The sequence below is a fragment of the Vibrio galatheae genome (assembly GCF_000967545.1).
GTDB lineage: Bacteria > Pseudomonadota > Gammaproteobacteria > Enterobacterales > Vibrionaceae > Vibrio > Vibrio galatheae.
The window spans coordinates 60543-78235 of sequence record NZ_JXXV01000016.1 but is presented as its reverse complement, the minus strand read 5'-3'; the positions used below and the strand labels follow the sequence as shown (position 1 = coordinate 78235).

The window sequence follows — 17693 nt, the reverse complement described above, 5'->3', positions numbered from 1 at the left end:
ACTATAATGACTATCAAAGTAGGTATTAACGGTTTTGGCCGTATCGGCCGTTTCGTATTCCGTGCAGCACAAGAGCGTGCAGACATCGAAGTTGTAGGTATTAACGACCTTATCGATGTAGATTACATGGCATACATGCTTAAGTACGACTCAACTCACGGCCGTTTCAACGGTACTGTTGAAGTTGAAGGTGGTAACCTAATCGTTAACGGTAAAACTGTACGTGTTACTGCAGAGCGCAACCCAGAAGACCTAAAATGGGACGCAATCGGTGTTGACGTTGTTGCTGAGGCAACTGGTCTTTTCCTAACTGACGAGACTGCACGTAAACACATCACTGCTGGCGCGAAGAAAGTTGTACTAACTGGTCCTTCTAAAGACGCGACTCCAATGTTCGTTAACGGCGTAAACTTCGACACTTACGCAGGTCAAGACATCGTTTCTAACGCTTCTTGTACTACTAACTGTCTAGCACCTATCGCTAAAGTTCTTAACGACAAGTTCGGTATCGAATCTGGTCTTATGACTACAGTTCACGCGACAACTGCTACTCAAAAAACGGTTGATGGTCCTTCTGCAAAAGACTGGCGCGGTGGCCGTGGTGCTTCTCAAAACATCATCCCATCTTCAACTGGTGCTGCTAAAGCGGTAGGCGTTGTTCTTCCTGAAGTAAACGGCAAGCTAACTGGTATGGCTTTCCGCGTGCCAACTGCTAACGTTTCTGTAGTTGACCTAACTGTTAACCTAGTTAACGGTGCTTCTTACGAAGACATCTGTAAAGCGATGAAAGAAGCTTCTGAAGGTGAACTAAAAGGCGTTCTAGGCTACACTGAAGATGCAGTTGTATCTCAAGACTTCATCGGCGAAGTTTGCACTTCAGTATTCGATGCTAAAGCTGGTATCGCACTAACTGACAAATTCGTTAAAGTTGTATCTTGGTACGACAACGAAATCGGTTACTCAAACAAAGTTCTAGACCTAATCGCTCACATCTCTAAGTAATTACTTGAGATAAGCGTTTAGCGCAGAATCTTGTAAAAGGCGGCTCTCGAGTCGCCTTTTTTGTATTTAAAGTTCCTAGAAACCCGTGTCTGCTTCCTAGATGGACCAACACTCTAGGAGCGCATATCTAGATACTAGGAACTCAAGACAATGAACTTAAGTACTCTCCCTGCCCTTACTGTTCTCTCCGACAACGTCACTATCGTTGAAATTGATCAAGTCAAAGTAGTACGCGTTATTCATGATAAAGCGTCAGCAGCAATCGCCTTACATGGCGGTCATGTTATTTCATACCAACCGAAGGGACAAACAGACCTCATTTGGATGAGCGAGCAAACCATCTTCGATGGCAAAGCCGCACTCCGTGGCGGTATTCCTGTTTGCTGGCCATGGTTTGGACGCATCGCTGCACCAGCACATGGCTTTGCTCGTAACAGCGAGTGGACTCTAGTCGAACACCGTGAAAATGATAACGGCGTTATTGTCGAACTTGGACTAAAGCCATCTGAAGCTACGCTTGCCATATGGCCATATCAATTTGATGCACGCTTGTTGATTGAGATCGGCGATGAGCTAACCGTGACATTGAATGTGACAAACACAGATGAAAACGCATGGACTTTCTCAGGTGCGTTGCACACTTATTTAACCGTAGGTGATATTGAGCAAGTGAAAACAACTGGCATGGGTGCTGAGTACATCGACAGTCTAAAAGGTGGAGAGATCTGCCAAGGTGGTGATGTTCTGCAACTAACCGATACGATAGATCGCGTTTACACTCAGCCCGAAGCACAAATTGTTGTCGAAGATCCCGCATTAAGTCGTTCTATTGTCGTCGAAAACCAAGGACATAACTCTGCCGTATTGTGGAACCCTTGGGCAGAAGGTGCTCAAGGTATGGCAGATATGCAAGACGATGGTTACAAAACCTTCCTGTGCGTTGAATCAACTCTGCATGCCCATTCAATTGAAGCGGGTAAGTTATTACAGCCGAATCAAACTCACCAACTGATTAGCACCATTTCAGTCAAATAGTAGATTGTCGCGGGTTTCTGCCCGCGATCTTTCTTGCGGCGAAATTTATCTCATCTCACGTCGGTCTTTTTCCATGTCATACGCCTGTTATCTCAGTACACACTATCTACAAAATCATTAATACGAATCAATTTTGTGTGTTTTATAAATCACTATTATTGGTCTTAATTTGTTGCTGAAGAAATTATCTCTCATTGATAACAAAAGTCGAATAACGACAGGAAAACTCGAAATGTTTGAAAAACTCAAAAACCAAAGTGTCGGATTTCAGTTAAAATTAGTGATTTTGCTGTGCCTGATGATGTCATTTATCGGCACGGCTACACTAGTTTACCGTAATGCATCTCAGGTATTCCTCGACAATACTCTGCGCGAACACCAGTCAAAAGTAGAATCAATGGCGATGACCATTGCGGGTCAATTCAATGCGTATTTGCACACGGCTAAGGTGCTCGAATCTACGTTTCGTAATGGCTACCTAGCAGGGGTTTACGTCGAAGATTACAACGTGGACTTTCAAGGCCAATCCGTCGCCAATATGACACAGTATGGCGAGAGCTTAATCAACGATACCAAGTTAGTCGACAGTTTTACCCGTGACACAGGCGCTGTTGCGACACTATTTGCTCCGATCGGTGATGACTTTATTCGCATTTCAACATCGTTAAAAAATCCCTCAGGGGAGCGTGTCGTTGGAACCATGCTCGGTCGAAATCATCCGGGTTATAAACAGTTAAAAAGCGGTCAAGCTTATTACGCACAAGTGAAGTTATTTGGTGAAAACTACATCACCTACTACTCACCGATTAAAAACGCATCTGGCCAGGTTAATGGTATCTCTTTTATCGGTTTACCTGTCGAACAAGCGACACAAGACCTGTTCGAATCATTGGCCTCAGTCACCTGGGGAGATACTGGCTACACTATAGTAGTTGATAATCGCCAAGATAATTTGGGCAAATACTTACTCCACCCAAATAAAAATGAAAGTGATCCATCGATTGTGGAAACACTTGACTACAACGGTAACAAAGCTTTTGGTGCCATTTTTGAAAGCGAAAGTGGATTGATTCGCTACCCCTACCAATACCAAAGCAAAGTCGGTGAAAAGTATCTGGTGTTCACCACCGTCCCCGGATGGAACTGGAAACTGCTCGGCGGTACATTTATCAATGAGGTAACGAAAGGCAGTGACGCGCTGTTAAAACTGGTCGTCATCATTGCTTCGATAGTGGGCATCACTACCTTTATCATTTTGACTCTGTTTTTAAACCGAAGTTTAAAACCTTTAACGGTACTCAATGGTTACATGTCTCGCCTAGCGAAAGGCGAAGTCAGTATTGATATTCCAGCCAATGGTCAACCTTCCAAAAACGAAATCATTAGCTTAAATAACGGCGTCGCAAATATGGCGACGCGAATAAATACCTTAGTTGGCGAGATTCGTTCCACAAGTGATTCAGTTCAGAGCGCTTCACAAAGCGTTTCAGGTGATGCGCAGAGAAATTTAAGTCAGTCTGAGCTTCAGCAACAACAAGTTGAGCAAGTCGCAACAGCAATTGAAGAGATGGCATCGTCAGCGCAAGCGGTCGCCCAACAGGTCGAAGCCATTGCGGAGAACGTTCGTCTGACTAATCATGATAGCCAGTCGGGTTTAGAGGTGGTTGAAACCGTGTGTATTGATATCGCTCAGCTTAACGATCAACTCGATAACTCTGCCAAAGCAATCGAACAAGTGAACCTAGACAGTGAGGCAATTCAAACCGTCACCAAGATGATCGATGAAATAGCAGAGCAGACCAACTTGCTGGCCCTCAATGCTGCGATTGAAGCAGCTCGTGCCGGGGAGCAAGGTCGTGGATTTTCTGTCGTCGCCGATGAAGTTCGCACTTTGGCTCATCGAACTCAGACGTCAGTTAAAGATGTTGTGACTATTATCGACAAGCTTAAAAACTCGACCAACAATGCGGTTGGTTTAATGGGGCAAAGCCAAGACAACGCGAATAAGGTGTTAGACAAAGCGCAGGAAGCCGGTATAGCCCTAGAAGCCATCGCCTCTCAGGTTCAGTCGATTGCAAGCCAAGCTGACACCATAGCGGCGACATCAGAGGAGCAAGCCAATGTTTCTCAGGAAATTGCTGCCAACGCAAACTCTATCAGTGAGCTGAATCGAGCAAGCCGTGAGACAAGTGCTCAAACCACTGAGAGTGCTGCCCATCTGATCAAGCAAGCGACATCATTGAAGCAACAAGTCGACTTTTTCCACTAAGCAGCCACATTTACCCACAAAGGCAATGTCACTACATTGCCTTTTTTCAACTCATCCGGTCCCTGTTAGCTAGTCTGTCATTGTGCTTCCTGCTAAACTTCGCACTCTCTTATCGCAACAGAGCCATATATGTCCTACACCTGCCCTTTATGCCATCACATCCTAACCTTGTCTGACCGCACCTATCGTTGTCAGAACAATCATTCGTTTGATCTTGCAAAAGAAGGGTATATTAATTTGATGCCCGTTCAGCACAAGCGATCTAAGGATCCGGGTGACAACAAAGAGATGATGCAGGCACGTCGACGCTTCCTAGAAAAAGAACACTACCACCCGCTTAAAATGCGTATCGCTCAAATCTGCTGCGAAACCTTGGCTGAAAGTCAACATCGGCTGCTTGATATAGGCTGTGGCGAGGGGTACTACACCACCGCAGTCGCTTCATTGTTGACTAAAACATACCCAGATGCGACAACCTATGGCTTAGACATTTCTAAAGTGGCAATTCGCTACGCTGCCAAACGCTACCTAAATTGCCGTTTTTCAGTTGCGTCCAGCCATCGCCTCCCTTTTGCAGATAAGAGCCTTGATGCCGTGTTGCGCATTTACGCACCTTGCAAAGCCGATGAATTGGCGCGTGTCCTCACCGATTCAGGCGTCGTTATCACAGTAACGCCCGCGAGCCGACATTTATATCAGCTTAGAAATGAGATCTACCCAAACGTCAGGCTACACAATGAAGATGCCGAAATGATTGAAGGTTTTGAACTGATTGAACAAGAGAAACTCAGTTACTCTATGCAACTGACCGACGGTGATAGCTACGATTTGCTGCAAATGACCCCATTTGCTTGGAAGGCTTCTGATGCTCTCCGAGATAAACTTAAATCAGCTACACTATTTGAATGTGAGGCTGACTTCATGATTCGAGTCTATCGAAAACAACAAACACAATAGAAAATAATTCTCATTTACATTGAAGTCTAATCTCGCCTCCATTACTATTGCCGAACAATTTAATGGAGGCCATTTATGCTTAGGCTCATTGTCACTTCTCTATTCTGCTTTGCGGTTACTGCGTGTTCAACAACTAGACTTTCTCCTCACCCAGCTGCGATTAGCAGCTATTACGATTACCAACTCTACGACGCCACGCAACAGACCTTACCTATCGATACGCTGTCAGATGAAATAAGGGCTGCTGATGTTATTCTCGTAGGTGAATGGCACACCCATGCGGCAATTCACCGATTTCAGGTTGACCTGCTAAAACAGCTGTCAGGTGCATCGACACCGCTAGCTCTCTCGATGGAGCAATTTTCGCGCGACAAGCAGACGATAGTGGACGCTTACCTTAATGGTGAGATTGGTGAGCAAGTGCTCATTACACAAGGAGCGGCTTGGCCTAACTATGAAAGTGACTATCGACCATTGGTCGAATACGCAAAAGCGAACCAGCTCGATATTATCGCTGCAAATGCACCAAAAGACTTGGTACGTTGTATTGGCCGACAAGGGATTAGCTATTTAGACAAACTCTCAGCTAATGAACGAAGCAAGCTCGCCAAGACCATAGATGTGTCAGGCAGCCCTTACAAAGATAAGTTTATGGCGTCAATGCACCACGGCGAGCCGGCACAGACACAGCGTCAGTTTGCCGCCCAGATGAGTTGGGATGAAACCATGGCGGAAAGCATAGTCGAATATATACAGCAGCATCCAAACTCGCAAGTTGTGCATATCGCAGGAAAGTTCCATACCGAGCAAGGATTAGGGACTAAGGCTTCAATTTTAAAACGTAACCCTGCGCTTAACGTTGTGGTCATCACTCCAGTATCTTCACCGATAGACAACACAACTACAGGGCAAGACTACCTGTTAGAAGTGTTAGCCCCCCCGCCACGCTATGTGAAAATGGAAAATAGGATTGCCGCCTACCAGCATCTGGCCAATCGTAATGAAGATCTAGAGTGTAACTAGGCACTGTTTTTGCTCTAAATCCGATAAGTAAAGCCACTTTGCTGCCCTCAAATAGAAATTGCAACCAAGTGGCTAGATGTAGGCACGATTTATGCTTGGTCTTTTTTCATACAAATCTCGCATATTTTGCACAAGTTTTTTACCAAGCAGTCGATATATTGTCTGAGGATGATGTAAGGAGAGCATTATGACACCAGTAGGAATGGGGGCGGCTAAGCTGTCATCCACTCAGCAGGTAAAGCTTCAAGCAACGACACCCGAGTCAAATACAGGCCAAGCCCCACTTAAGGTTGAGCAAAATAAAGTCACCCTCTCAAATGAAGGCAAGGCGCTTTTGGCTGCTCTGCAAGAAATTGAGAAAGAAAGCAAAGTAATCAAAGAAGGCGACAAATCTGTCGGCGATAAAGTCGAATCCTTTGCGCACGGCGCACTCGGTATGGATCACCCAGATAAAATTAAAGAAGAAGAGGATGGTTCTTATTCAGCGGGGCAATATCTTTCCGCTGCGGCAACCGTCGGAGGTATACTGTTAGCCATACTTTAAACGTAATCGATAAACTCAGCTCTTACATCTATCCTGCTCTCTTCACGACAACAGTTGCTTGTCGTGATCCTGTTTATGCTCATTACGTCGCTCTGCTATCAATAGTAAATAGGCTGCGCATACCCGCAGCCTATCCACATAAACAGTCTCTATGCTTCCCTACTCGTTCTCTTTAACCATGTGCAAGTGAACATCCTGCTGTGGGAATGGGATAGAAATACCTTCGCGGTCAAATCGTAATTTCACCTCTTTGGTTACATCCCAATATACATCCCAATAGTCATCCGTTTTTACCCACGGACGAACAATAAAATCAACCGAAGATGTATTCAAGGTATGGACGCGAATGTTTGGCTCTGGCGTACGTAATACTGCCGGATGCTCAGTAACGATATCCGTCAGTATCGATTCCGCTTTCAACAAGTCATCTCCATAGCCGATGCCAAATACCATATCCACTCGTCTTAAACGTTCATGAGTGACGTTCTTGATCACGTCGCCCCAAATTTTGCCATTAGGTATAATAATAATTTGATTATCAAAGGTTTTTATCGTCGTATTGACGAGACTCATATGGCTGACTTTTCCATCAACGCCACCAGCAAAAACAAAATCTCCGACATCAAACGGACGATAGATCAATAACATCATGCCCGCGGCAAAATTGGACAAGGTATCTTGCAAAGCGAAACCAATGATGACACCGGCAATACCAAAACCGGTTAACACTGGGGCAAGGTTTAAACCAATTTGCGACAGCGCAACTAAAATCCCGATCACCCAGACGATATTACCCGACATTCCGATGAAAAAATCCTGCATCAAGTGCGACAGCTTAAGGTTTTTCGAAACAACGGTCTTACTCACCAACTTACGTACCAGCCTAGCCAGCATTTTGGTCGCGAGTATGATGAGGGCAAAAACAAACAGTTGAAGAATGTGCTGCGGTGCATTGTTGGCCACCCAGTTCCATAAATTGTCAGACCAGTGACTAACAATAGAGAAAATCACTTTGCCTTCTAATAAATCTTGGGTGATGCTACCTGTCACTTCAAACAGCAAACGTTTGTACTCGGAAGTATCTAAACCGAGCTTGTCTGCGATGGCAATTAGCGAAGCCAGGCTATCAACCGCGATATTCATTCGCTGTTTAATAACCAGTTGATTCAGCTGCAAAGCGGCTTTTTCAGATTCAGGGCTAACAGAGAGTTGTCGGCCTACTACACTAATTTGTTGCTTAAAGTATTCGACCGATGCTGACATCAATCGCATTCGCTTGGCAACAACATCACGATATTGCGCTTCAGCCGCCGTTTCATCGACACCCAGCACTTTTAGCCACGCTATATTTTGCCAACGTGATTCTATAATGTTGTCAAAATAGTGCTGCAGCTCTTGGTAATCGTTAAGTAGAGTAAGGCGCTGTTCATTGCTCGCCGAATCCAGTTGAGCATTGAGCGCTTTTATCCGCCCCTCAAGATAAGTTGCAGCGCCACTAGAATAATTTTGTTGCATTTTTATCTGAGCAATCAAACTTTCAGTCGGGATACTTCGACGATTCACCGCTGCATGTAACTCTGCTCTGAGTTCTTCGTTTTTTTGGAACAATTTCAACTGCAGCGCATCTTTCTCGTCGCCGCTTGATGACGTTAACGTATCGCTTAGCTCTTTAAGATCTTTATTGATCTGCTCAATCGCTTGCTGTTGTGCTGAAACTGCTGCGCCTTCCTCAGCGGCTTGAACATTTAAGCTGATCAATAGCGCGAGCGTGACAACTACCCCTTGGGCAAATATACGCATCAAACGTCGAGACAATACGTCCATGATAACCTCTGCAAGACAAACACAAGTCTTTGTTTATTATATTGAGATTATAAGTGTACACGACAAAACGATAAGATTCGCTTATTACTCGTCAGCACAAGGTCAATACAAAAACAGCCGCCATTGGCGACTGCTTTTCTAACTAGGGGCGATTGGGATGATTCAAAATGTGGTCTTCCCAATCCACGACGTCGATTTCATACACGACTTTGTTACGCACACTCTCACCAGCAGCATGCATCGCCGACTTTGAACCTGTGATAAGAGGGTGCCATTCGGGTAACGGCTGCTTCTCGGCGAGGAGACGGTAAGCGCAGGTATGGGGAAGCCATGTAAAATCATCAATATCTTCACGGGTTAACTTGGTACACTCTTCGCCTGAAGTGAATCGATTTGGATAATCCTTACATGAACAGGTTTTACTGTTTAACCAACTGCACGCGACATTGGTGTAGTAGATCTCTTCAGAATCTTCATCCATCAACTTGTGTAAACAGCATTTACCACAGCCGTCACAAAGTGATTCCCACTCTTCTTCGGTCATCTCTTCGAGAGCTTTTTGCTGCCAAAATTGCGTCATGTGGTAACCCCAAGTATTTATTTCTTGTCATGGAAAAGGAAAGCGGAATTTATATAGATCCTTGGCGCAAAGTGCAAGTGCTTCTGCTCGCGAGTTAAGTTGTAAAATATGATTGGTGCCAACTCAATTGTTCAAGCATTTGATTTGGTTGAGTAACGTTTCCCCACATTGACCGGGAGTTCTGTTTGCAGAATGTCGAGTTTGTTTAGACTGGCTGGTGCGACTCTCCCAAATGAAAGAGAGGCGCTAAATGAACGTGATAGAACGCACATTTATTGTTACCATGACAACCAATTTATATTGAGGTCAAAATCAGATGGAATGTCGTTTAGGTTGCGGGGCATGTTGTATTGCGCCAAGTATTTCTTCCCCTATCCCTGGAATGCCCAATGGCAAGCCTGCTGGCACGCGTTGCATTCAGCTCAATGAAGACAATCTGTGCAAACTTTTTGGCAAGCCCGAACGCCCTAAAGTATGCCATGAGTTCAAGCCTTGCCCCATCGTTTGTGGTTCGACTAATCAACAAGCGTTTGATAACATCACCGAGTTGGAAAACCTGACCTAACAGACTGATGTTCCTCGTACTTTGTTAAATCCTCCGCTTATAGATAGATCTCGTTGCGATAATCCTAAATTCGTCACAACTTTGCCTTCCAGTCACAATTAGTCACATTGTTGATCATTCCTGTGAGTTATAGTTTCCTCACCATCCATCATTTTTCAAAACTGAATGTCAACGCCCAAAACCTACTCAATAACCTTGGTTGAAGATGATCTTGAACTCGCTGACTTGATTCGAGACTTCCTACAAAATTATGAATTTGACGTCACGATCGTTAGTGACGGTGTGACTGCTGTTGACGTTATTCTTGATAGGCAACCCGACTTGGTCATTCTTGATATTATGCTACCGGGTCAAAGTGGTATGGATGTATGCCGTGCAATTAGAGTGAAGTATCAGGGTATGATTTTGATGCAAACGGCGTTGGATGACGACATTGATCAGGTAATGGGACTCGAACTTGGTGCCGATGATTATGTCGTAAAACAAGTAAAACCGCGCCTTCTTTTATCACGTATTCGCGCATTGCTACGTCGTCAAGAACGGCTATCGGCGAAAACCAATGACGATGAAATGAAATTTGGCCGACTCACGATCAACCTTCAACATCGTGCTGTAATGGTCAACAATCAAGCCATCAAGCTGACCACTTCGGAGTTTGACCTCCTCCATTTACTTGCAAAGAACGCAGGAAGCGTCGTTTCACGTGATGAGATAGCTCAATCGATACGTGGATTTGAGTATGATGGACTAGATAGATCCATTGACAGACGAATTTCTCGTTTAAGGCGCACACTGAATGATGACCCACAAGAGCCAGAGCTAATTAAAACCATTCGCGGTATCGGCTATCAACTGTGTCTCTCAAACGAGGAGGCATTCCTATGATCAGAGCGTTTTTTATTCTATGGTTAGCCGTATTTGTGCCTATCATCCTACTGATTATTCCCACCTCGTTTAACCCTATTCAACGCTTAAATGAATCTTTTTCTGAACAGTTCTATAAGCAAATTTACACCGTCAACTTCGATATCCTGACAGATAAGCTGCTAGAAAAGCCACAAAGTCAATGGCAAGCCATTATCCAGACCCACGCTAAGCACTTCGCCTATCCCCTCAAGCTTGAGCCTATCGAAAATTATCAAGACGATGTTAAGGTTCTGGAATCTATTCGCCGTGGCGAAACTGCTTTTGTGTTCGGCGATCCTATGGCTCTACTCAAGCGTGTTGGCGATAGTGACTATCTCATTTACTTTGCGTTGAACGAGTCAACACAGCTTGCGGTTCTGAATCAGGCAAGAGGTACGCTCTACCTAGCGTCACAGCAACTTCGCGCCCTTGCCAAAGAATCTTGGCAGCAAGATTTGGCAGAAAAAAATGCCCGAATACCTTTCCAAATAAGCCTGAAAGAGACCAGCGAGCTTTCTCTCTCTGGGCATAAAGCCATTGAAGAATCGCCAAATGAGATTGTCAGTTACATCAACCAAGCAGGGCAAGTTGAGCTGCTCGCACCGGTAGAAGAGGGCATTTGGCTTCATGTTCACGATGACATGTCTCAAAGTACCCAAATGAAGCTCACATCTGCGATCGGCGGACTGTTTTTTTTGCTGATCTCACTCGCGCTAGTACTTTGGGTATTTCCACTGTGGCGGGATTTAAAGCGACTGGTGCACACTGCCAACGAATTTGGTCAAGGGCGACTTTCTCAACGAGCTAAAGCGTCTCGTCTATCCGTCGTTTCTCAGCTCAGCGCATCGTTCAATACCATGGCGGATAATATAGAGAGACTGATCGCTGGGCAACGTGAGCTGACCAATGCAATCGCCCACGATTTACGCACGCCTTTATATAGACTGAGGTTTGCGTTAGAGATGATTGAAGATGAATCACTGCCGACAACTCAAAAGCAGAAGTACCACAATACGATTCAATCCAGCATTGAAGACTTGGATCATTTAATAAATCAGAATCTACTATTGTCTCGCTACAACCGAATTGCTGATGTTACCCAGTTTAGTCAATGCTGCTTCGCTGATGAGCTCGCTAAAGAGGTGGAATTTTTCCGTCTTGAGCACAGTGAATTAGAGATCAGGCTATATTGTTCCCCCAGCTTACGAACAGATACCTTATTTATCGACAAAGCGGGCTTAATGCGCGCAGTCAAAAACTTGCTTGCCAATGCCAGTCGCTTTGCACAAACCAAGATTGCGATCTCTTTTGCGAATGAGAGCAATCTATACATGATAAGTATTGAAGATGATGGGCCGGGCATAGCGAGCAAAGATGCTGAAAAAATCTTTGAACCCTTTATTCAACTTGATAACCAAGAACGCAGTAGTGACAAAGGCCATGGACTTGGTTTGGCCATTGTTCGTCAAGTGATGAAGTGGCATCAGGGCAGTGCGAAAGTTTCCTCATCCACACTGGGCGGTGCGCAGTTTACTCTCACTTGGCCAGCTAAAAACGTTACGGGCAACTCAAAACCAATTGTGACCAAATCGGACACAATTAGTCCATAAATCACCAACGATTAATAACCAGTGTGAATGTTAGTTTGGAGTGGCTAAAACAAGTCACTCCAAAAAGGATTTCACATGCACGTCAGTTCAAGCTTTACCGCGCTCGTTGGCGCTTCAGTTATCTCGGTTAGTTCTTTCAATGCGTTAGCCCAACGCGATCCTTTCACGCCGGGCTTTAGTGGTGCAATTAGCCTCAATGCGGGCTACAGCCAAACCCAATCTCAACACAATACTCATGACGATAACGCCATTACGCACGACTTAAATAATAAGGGTCAGCAGGTTAGCCAAGTATCTCCTATCCTGCTTGGTCGATTGCAGTACAGTTTAGGTAACACCGTCATTTTCTTAGGTAACAGTGAAGACCAAATCACTGAAGCCAACTTTCAAGCAGAGTTGGGGGTAACACAAAAATTAACCAGGAATAGCGCATTAACTGGCGCTTTATTTGGCAGTGTACCCGGTCAAGATGAAGTGTGGCGCGACCCTTATTTAACCGGTACGGCTCGAACCGTCACAGATCAAACCGTATCAGGGGTTCGCTTTTCTTGGGACTTACTTAGCCCTGTATCTGTGTCGTTAAAATACGCTTATGCGCAAAGCGAAGTCGACCAAGACGATATTGGCCGGTCTGTGCTTCTGTCAGCGGCAGAGCAAGCGCAACTTGCTCGTGACAGCGATTATCATAGATTTGGTACAGAAATCGCTTTTCCAATTGGCAAAGCGTTGACGATTGCTCCTTCGATGTATTACACGCGGAGAGATGCCAAAGGCCATTCACACTCTTTTGATGAGATCAGTGGTCAAGTTGCTGTCGTCATAAACCTGCCAAGACACACGTTTACCACAACATTTCGCAACAGTATTGCCGAGTTTGCTCAAGACAACCCTCAGTTCAACCGTAAACAAGATTATCAAAGTTTTGGGCTGTTCTCTGTTTACAGCTACCACAACCTACTTAACCTGCCTAACACCGACCTAAACCTAATGGGGGGTTATCAAATAACAGAATCTGATATCGAGTTTTACAGTAGCGAAAACCTCTTCCTTTCTACTGGCGTGAGCTACCACTTCTAATCATTGCGAGGGATCACCATGTCTATGTTTGTCAAATATCTTGTTCTCGGTGCACTGATTGTTCTCTCTGGTTGTGATGACGATATTGGTGACGCAGAAAAATATACCAAACCAACAGTAGATGCTGGCAGTGACAAAGTCTATACGCTGCCGATAAGCAAGATCACGTTAAGTGGCTCTGCGAAAACATACCCTAAACATGTGTACAGTATTAAAGATACCAAGTGGACGCAGACTTCAGGGCCTGAAAATTTAACTATTCTAAACTCAGATAGCCTAACCGCGACGTTACTCAATCCCGAAACTACAGGAACGTACACATTCGAATTATATGTCAAAGATAGCGGAGATAGGACCAACACAGACAGAGTCAAAATCGTTTTAACGCAAAGCGCGAAAGTCGCATCAGCTAGAAGCAGTCGCAGTTATAGCGATGACTACAACTTGATGTGGAATACCGTTGCTGAAGACCAAGTCCGCTACCCTGAGATTGAAGATCAATGGCAAGCACTGTATCAGCCTTACCTAATTGAAGTAGAGCAAATAACATCGGATACACAATGGCATAAGCTGGTCACCAAGATGATTAGTGATCTCAATACTGGCCAACTTGAGTTGCGCACCATTGACAGTAACCTTAGTGGCAGAGATTCAACGGTTGAACACGTAACTTGGTCTCAAGACAACGGTATCGGCACAGTACGCTTTGATTCGCTCGGCAACATTTCAAGTCAAGAGTTACTCGTTGGGCTAACCAAGGCACTCTCAAGCTTATCATCAACCCAACAAATCAAACTCGACTTTCGTACCAGCGGGGTATTCAATGATCAACTTTTGCTGACGCTAATAACAAGGCTAACAACCCGACACTTCAATTTGTGTCTTGCGGAATCTGAACAAGAGGTTGACTGCATCCAAATACAAGCCAACAAAGACGTGAGTGAAACCCGATTTGAGGTAGTAGGCGCAGAAAGTAGCCTATCGGCACAGCAGTTCGCTAGGTTTATCGACTTTGTTAGCTTGGGTGGCGAAAGGTTCGAGTTTTTAACCAGTTTGCCATTAACCACTAAGTTGGTTTTACACTAACAAAAAAGCGATGCTTTCGGGCATCGCTTTTGTTAATTTGATTGAGCTAAAGTTTTTGTCTACCCAGCAAGGAGTGTGACAAGGTCGTTCCATCGACAAGCTCTAGCTCTCCACCAACAGGGACACCATGCGCGATTCGACTCGCTTGCACTTGGTGTTCACGGCAAAGCTCAGCAATATAATGAGCGGTTGCTTCCCCCTCCACCGTTGGATTGGTCGCCAGTATGACCTCACTGACATCACCACGACGCAAACGAAAGTCTAAAATATCTAAACCAATATCGCTCGGGCCAATACCGTCTAGTGGTGATAAGTGCCCCATCAAGACAAAGTATCGACCAGAGAACTGACCTGTTGCCTCAACCGCAGCAATATCCGCCGGGCTTTCAACCACACAAATCTGACCATTTTCTTGGCGTTTCGGATTCATGCAGATATGACATGTTTCTTCTTCGGTAAACGTTCGGCATTCATTACAATGACCAATTTCCGTCATCGCTTGGCTGAGTGCATCGGCAAGCTGTAAGCCGCCTTTTCGATCCCGCTGTAACAAATGAAAGGCCATACGCTGTGCCGACTTGGGACCCACCCCAGGTAGACAACGTAAGGCCTCCATCAATTGCTCCAGCATATGACTGGTGCGCATTAGTTCTTACTCAATTAGAACGGCATCTTCATGCCCGGAGGTAATTGCATACCGCCAGTCACACCTGCCATTTTCTCTTTTTGTGTCTCTTCAACACGGCGAGCTGCGTCATTGAATGCAGCGGCAATGAGATCTTCAAGCATCTCTTTGTCATCTTCCATCAAGCTTTCGTCGATTTCAACACGACGCACGCTATGGCTACCAGTAATGGTCACTTTCACTAGGCCAGCACCAGACTCACCGGTGACTTCCATATTTGCGATTTCTTCTTGAAGCTTTTGCATACGCTCTTGCATTTGCTGGGCTTGCTTCATTAAGTTGCCCATACCGCCTTTACCAAACATGTTTATCTCTCTGGTTAGTTAGCTTGTTTCGTTATTAGATGGGGCTAAGTTAATAAAATTCAACCCCGAAAATTAGATTGGCCTCACGCTCTCTTTATCGAGTTCAGCGGCAAAACGCTTCTCTATAAATTGAACATTCGCATCTTGTTCTAAACTTGTGAACGCTTGCTTCAATCGACCTTGATAAAGCTTATCGCGCAATTCCAATGGTGTTTCACCTTGCTCACCAATCTCGACGCTAAGATGACACTCTTCCCCCAGCACGCGGTTAAGTTCATCCAATAGCTCGCTTTGAGCTCTGTCTGTATTTAAGTGTGCCTGCGCCGAACGTAAGGTAAGCGAAATTGAAGCTCCGCTCTTCTCATAGTGGGAATTCAGCGCCAACTGTTCGGTCAGTTTTGCCGTAGTAAGTTGGCTGATGAGCTTGGCCCACTCACTTTGCTCTAAACTTTCATCGACCAACTTCTGCACCATTTCCGGTGTTTTTTCATGCTCAAGCGCTTTTTTAAGTAGTGTGGGAGTCAGCTCGATCGACTCTTTCGCTACTTGGGGCAAAGTTGGTTTCCATTGATAAGGTTCATTCTTATCTAATTCAGATTCCGCCGCTATATTGGCCGATAAAGAGGGCGACACCTGAGCTGAACCTGAGTGTTTTTTTGCAACACGATCAAGAACAGATTCTGGTTTTACAGATGCCGCATTAGCCTTTTTTGGCGTATTTCCTGGCGTCGGATTTAATCCCTTTCTTTGCGAACGCAACTGATGACGTAGACCACTTAAAGGCGCAGAAGTTCGCTCATTGTGACTTGCTTGAGGAGTTGACGCTCCCTGGGATGCGGCAGGTGGAGACATATCCGGCTGTGGGGGAGCATATTGCTCGCTAGGCGGAATGTACTGCTCCGCAGGCTCATCATAATGTGGCGGCTCATAACCATAATCCGGCGTTGAAGGCGCTTGTTGGGCCTGTTTCACTTGTTGAGCATGAGTCTGCTGAACTTGTGGTGCACTTTGCTGACTGCGCATCGCTGGGTTCACCACAGGAACAGTATTGGTTGGCGCGGCAACTGCTTGAGGCTGAGCTTCAGTCTGGGTGCTAATGATGTTCGCTTGTGGCTGCGAGGCTGGTCTAAAGGCCATCATGCGCAACACGACCATCTCTAGCCCCACTCTTTCTGAGGGCGCTAAAGGTAAATCTTGTCGACCTTTTAAGGCAATCTGGTAGTAAAGCTGAACATCTTGCGGGCTCAGTGCTCGCGCGAGCAGTTCAACTTTCTCGGCATCAGGTTGGCTTGAGTCTAAAGTTGCTGGCAGTGCTTGATACATAGCTAGGCGGTGCAATTGCGTCGCCAACTGCTGAAGTAGACCATCCCACTCAACGCCATTTTGCGCCAACGTGCTAATCGACTCCATTGCCACTTGCGGTTGCTTAGAACTTATCGCTTCAAGCAAGTGCAACGCTTGATCAGTGTCTAATGTTCCAAGCATGTGGGCAACACTGTCGCTCTGCACTTGACCATTACCCAACGCGATAGCTTGATCGGTAAGACTTAACGCATCACGCATACTGCCATCTGCCGCGTGAGCAATCATGCCTAAAGCTCGAGATTCCACAGTAACATTTTCTTGCTGAAGAATATGATCAAGCTGCTCATGAATATTATCCACACTGATCGGCTTCAAGTGGAACTGAAGACAACGCGATAAAATCGTAACGGGCAGCTTTTGTGGATCGGTGGTGGCTAGCAAGAACTTCACATACTCAGGCGGCTCTTCTAGTGTTTTCAACAAAGCGTTGAAACTATGACGCGAGAGCATGTGAACTTCATCGATTAGGTAAACTTTAAATCGACCTCGTGCAGGTTTGTACTGCACGTTATCAAGCAGTTCACGAGTATCTTCCACCTTAGTCCGCGACGCCGCATCGATCTCTAGCAAATCAACAAAGCGACCTTCATCGATCTCTTTACAGGTATCACATACGCCACACGGCGTCGCGGTAATACCTGTTTCACAGTTCAACCCTTTCGCAAACAAGCGACCAATGGTGGTTTTACCCACCCCACGCGTGCCACTAAACAGATAGGCGTGGTGGAGGCGATTTTGTGCTAAAGCGTTTTCAAGTGCTGTTAATACGTGGGCTTGACCAACAACTTCATTGAATTTAGTTGGTCGCCATTTTCGCGCTAAGGCAAGATAACTCATGAAACTATACCCATCAATAACCT

The 17693-nt window shown here is 45.4% G+C and carries 16 protein-coding genes; 11 read left to right on the top strand and 5 right to left on the bottom strand.

The genetic code is table 11. From position 1 onward, the window contains the following. The first annotated feature begins 6 nt into the window (after positions 1-6). From gap to TW81_RS08850, 6 genes are all read left to right on the top strand, one after another. Complete coding sequence (gene gap / locus TW81_RS08875; protein WP_045955356.1) at positions 7-1002, top strand: type I glyceraldehyde-3-phosphate dehydrogenase; 996 nt, start codon at positions 7-9, stop codon at positions 1000-1002. A gap of 150 nt (positions 1003-1152) precedes the next feature. After that, entirely contained in the window at positions 1153-2037 is an 885-nt protein-coding gene (locus tag TW81_RS08870) for a D-hexose-6-phosphate mutarotase (RefSeq protein ID WP_045955355.1), read from the top strand. Positions 2038-2269: 232 nt separating this feature from the next. Beyond that, positions 2270-4306 carry a methyl-accepting chemotaxis protein gene (locus tag TW81_RS08865; protein WP_045955354.1) on the top strand — a complete coding sequence of 679 codons (2037 nt, stop codon included), beginning with the start codon at positions 2270-2272 and terminating at the stop codon, positions 4304-4306. Between the two features lie 129 nt (positions 4307-4435). Beyond that, on the top strand, positions 4436-5263 hold the full coding sequence (rlmA, locus tag TW81_RS08860) for a 23S rRNA (guanine(745)-N(1))-methyltransferase (protein ID WP_045955353.1): 828 nt from the start codon (positions 4436-4438) through the stop codon (positions 5261-5263). 75 nt (positions 5264-5338) lie between these two features. Continuing rightward, positions 5339-6286 (top strand): ChaN family lipoprotein, encoded by a 948-nt coding sequence (locus tag TW81_RS08855; protein WP_045955352.1) that lies wholly within the window; start codon positions 5339-5341, stop codon positions 6284-6286. Between the two features lie 187 nt (positions 6287-6473). After that, positions 6474-6830 carry a hypothetical protein gene (locus tag TW81_RS08850; RefSeq protein ID WP_045955351.1) on the top strand — a complete coding sequence of 119 codons (357 nt, stop codon included), beginning with the start codon at positions 6474-6476 and terminating at the stop codon, positions 6828-6830. Positions 6831-6989: 159 nt separating this feature from the next. Here TW81_RS08850 and TW81_RS08845 read toward each other — a convergent pair whose 3' ends face one another. Continuing rightward, positions 6990-8654, bottom strand: a complete 1665-nt coding sequence (locus TW81_RS08845) for a mechanosensitive ion channel domain-containing protein (RefSeq protein WP_045955350.1) — start codon at positions 8652-8654, stop codon at positions 6990-6992. A 142-nt stretch (positions 8655-8796) separates the two neighbouring features. Then, on the bottom strand, positions 8797-9234 hold the full coding sequence (locus TW81_RS08840; protein WP_045955349.1) for a YcgN family cysteine cluster protein: 438 nt from the start codon (positions 9232-9234) through the stop codon (positions 8797-8799). Between the two features lie 316 nt (positions 9235-9550). On the opposite strand from TW81_RS08840, the gene TW81_RS08835 reads away from it, so the two are divergent. From TW81_RS08835 to TW81_RS08815, 5 genes are all read left to right on the top strand, one after another. After that, on the top strand, positions 9551-9799 hold the full coding sequence (locus TW81_RS08835) for a YkgJ family cysteine cluster protein (protein WP_045955348.1): 249 nt from the start codon (positions 9551-9553) through the stop codon (positions 9797-9799). Between the two features lie 165 nt (positions 9800-9964). Continuing rightward, positions 9965-10684, top strand: a complete 720-nt coding sequence (locus TW81_RS08830) for a winged helix-turn-helix domain-containing protein (RefSeq protein WP_045955347.1) — start codon at positions 9965-9967, stop codon at positions 10682-10684. Then, complete coding sequence (locus TW81_RS08825; RefSeq protein ID WP_045955346.1) at positions 10681-12315, top strand: ATP-binding protein; 1635 nt, start codon at positions 10681-10683, stop codon at positions 12313-12315. Before TW81_RS08830 ends, TW81_RS08825 begins: the two co-directional genes overlap by 4 nt. A gap of 75 nt (positions 12316-12390) precedes the next feature. Next, the gene (locus tag TW81_RS08820) at positions 12391-13392 is read left to right on the top strand and encodes a DUF2860 family protein (RefSeq protein WP_045955345.1); all 1002 of its coding nucleotides are present in this window, start codon (positions 12391-12393) and stop codon (positions 13390-13392) included. Positions 13393-13410: 18 nt separating this feature from the next. Next, the gene (locus TW81_RS08815) at positions 13411-14478 is read left to right on the top strand and encodes a PKD domain-containing protein (RefSeq protein WP_045955344.1); all 1068 of its coding nucleotides are present in this window, start codon (positions 13411-13413) and stop codon (positions 14476-14478) included. Between the two features lie 46 nt (positions 14479-14524). Here the strand turns inward: TW81_RS08815 and recR are convergent, their stop codons facing one another. The 3 genes from recR to dnaX form a co-directional block, all read right to left on the bottom strand. After that, the gene (recR, locus tag TW81_RS08810; protein ID WP_045955343.1) at positions 14525-15124 is read right to left on the bottom strand and encodes a recombination mediator RecR; all 600 of its coding nucleotides are present in this window, start codon (positions 15122-15124) and stop codon (positions 14525-14527) included. Between the two features lie 14 nt (positions 15125-15138). Further along, complete coding sequence (locus TW81_RS08805; protein ID WP_006959389.1) at positions 15139-15468, bottom strand: YbaB/EbfC family nucleoid-associated protein; 330 nt, start codon at positions 15466-15468, stop codon at positions 15139-15141. A gap of 72 nt (positions 15469-15540) precedes the next feature. Beyond that, positions 15541-17670, bottom strand: coding sequence for a DNA polymerase III subunit gamma/tau (dnaX, locus tag TW81_RS08800; RefSeq protein WP_045955342.1), 2130 nt, complete (start codon positions 17668-17670; stop codon positions 15541-15543). Between the last annotated feature and the right edge of the window lie 23 nt (positions 17671-17693).

Coding starts and splice junctions, on each gene's coding strand:
- gap (WP_045955356.1), top strand. CDS start 7: ATGACTATCAAAGTAGGTATTAACGGTTTTGGCCGTATCGGCCGTTTC.
- TW81_RS08870 (WP_045955355.1), top strand. CDS start 1,153: ATGAACTTAAGTACTCTCCCTGCCCTTACTGTTCTCTCCGACAACGTC.
- TW81_RS08865 (WP_045955354.1), top strand. CDS start 2,270: ATGTTTGAAAAACTCAAAAACCAAAGTGTCGGATTTCAGTTAAAATTA.
- rlmA (WP_045955353.1), top strand. CDS start 4,436: ATGTCCTACACCTGCCCTTTATGCCATCACATCCTAACCTTGTCTGAC.
- TW81_RS08855 (WP_045955352.1), top strand. CDS start 5,339: ATGCTTAGGCTCATTGTCACTTCTCTATTCTGCTTTGCGGTTACTGCG.
- TW81_RS08850 (WP_045955351.1), top strand. CDS start 6,474: ATGACACCAGTAGGAATGGGGGCGGCTAAGCTGTCATCCACTCAGCAG.
- TW81_RS08845 (WP_045955350.1), bottom strand. CDS start 8,654: ATGGACGTATTGTCTCGACGTTTGATGCGTATATTTGCCCAAGGGGTA.
- TW81_RS08840 (WP_045955349.1), bottom strand. CDS start 9,234: ATGACGCAATTTTGGCAGCAAAAAGCTCTCGAAGAGATGACCGAAGAA.
- TW81_RS08835 (WP_045955348.1), top strand. CDS start 9,551: ATGGAATGTCGTTTAGGTTGCGGGGCATGTTGTATTGCGCCAAGTATT.
- TW81_RS08830 (WP_045955347.1), top strand. CDS start 9,965: ATGTCAACGCCCAAAACCTACTCAATAACCTTGGTTGAAGATGATCTT.
- TW81_RS08825 (WP_045955346.1), top strand. CDS start 10,681: ATGATCAGAGCGTTTTTTATTCTATGGTTAGCCGTATTTGTGCCTATC.
- TW81_RS08820 (WP_045955345.1), top strand. CDS start 12,391: ATGCACGTCAGTTCAAGCTTTACCGCGCTCGTTGGCGCTTCAGTTATC.
- TW81_RS08815 (WP_045955344.1), top strand. CDS start 13,411: ATGTCTATGTTTGTCAAATATCTTGTTCTCGGTGCACTGATTGTTCTC.
- recR (WP_045955343.1), bottom strand. CDS start 15,124: ATGCGCACCAGTCATATGCTGGAGCAATTGATGGAGGCCTTACGTTGT.
- TW81_RS08805 (WP_006959389.1), bottom strand. CDS start 15,468: ATGTTTGGTAAAGGCGGTATGGGCAACTTAATGAAGCAAGCCCAGCAA.
- dnaX (WP_045955342.1), bottom strand. CDS start 17,670: ATGAGTTATCTTGCCTTAGCGCGAAAATGGCGACCAACTAAATTCAAT.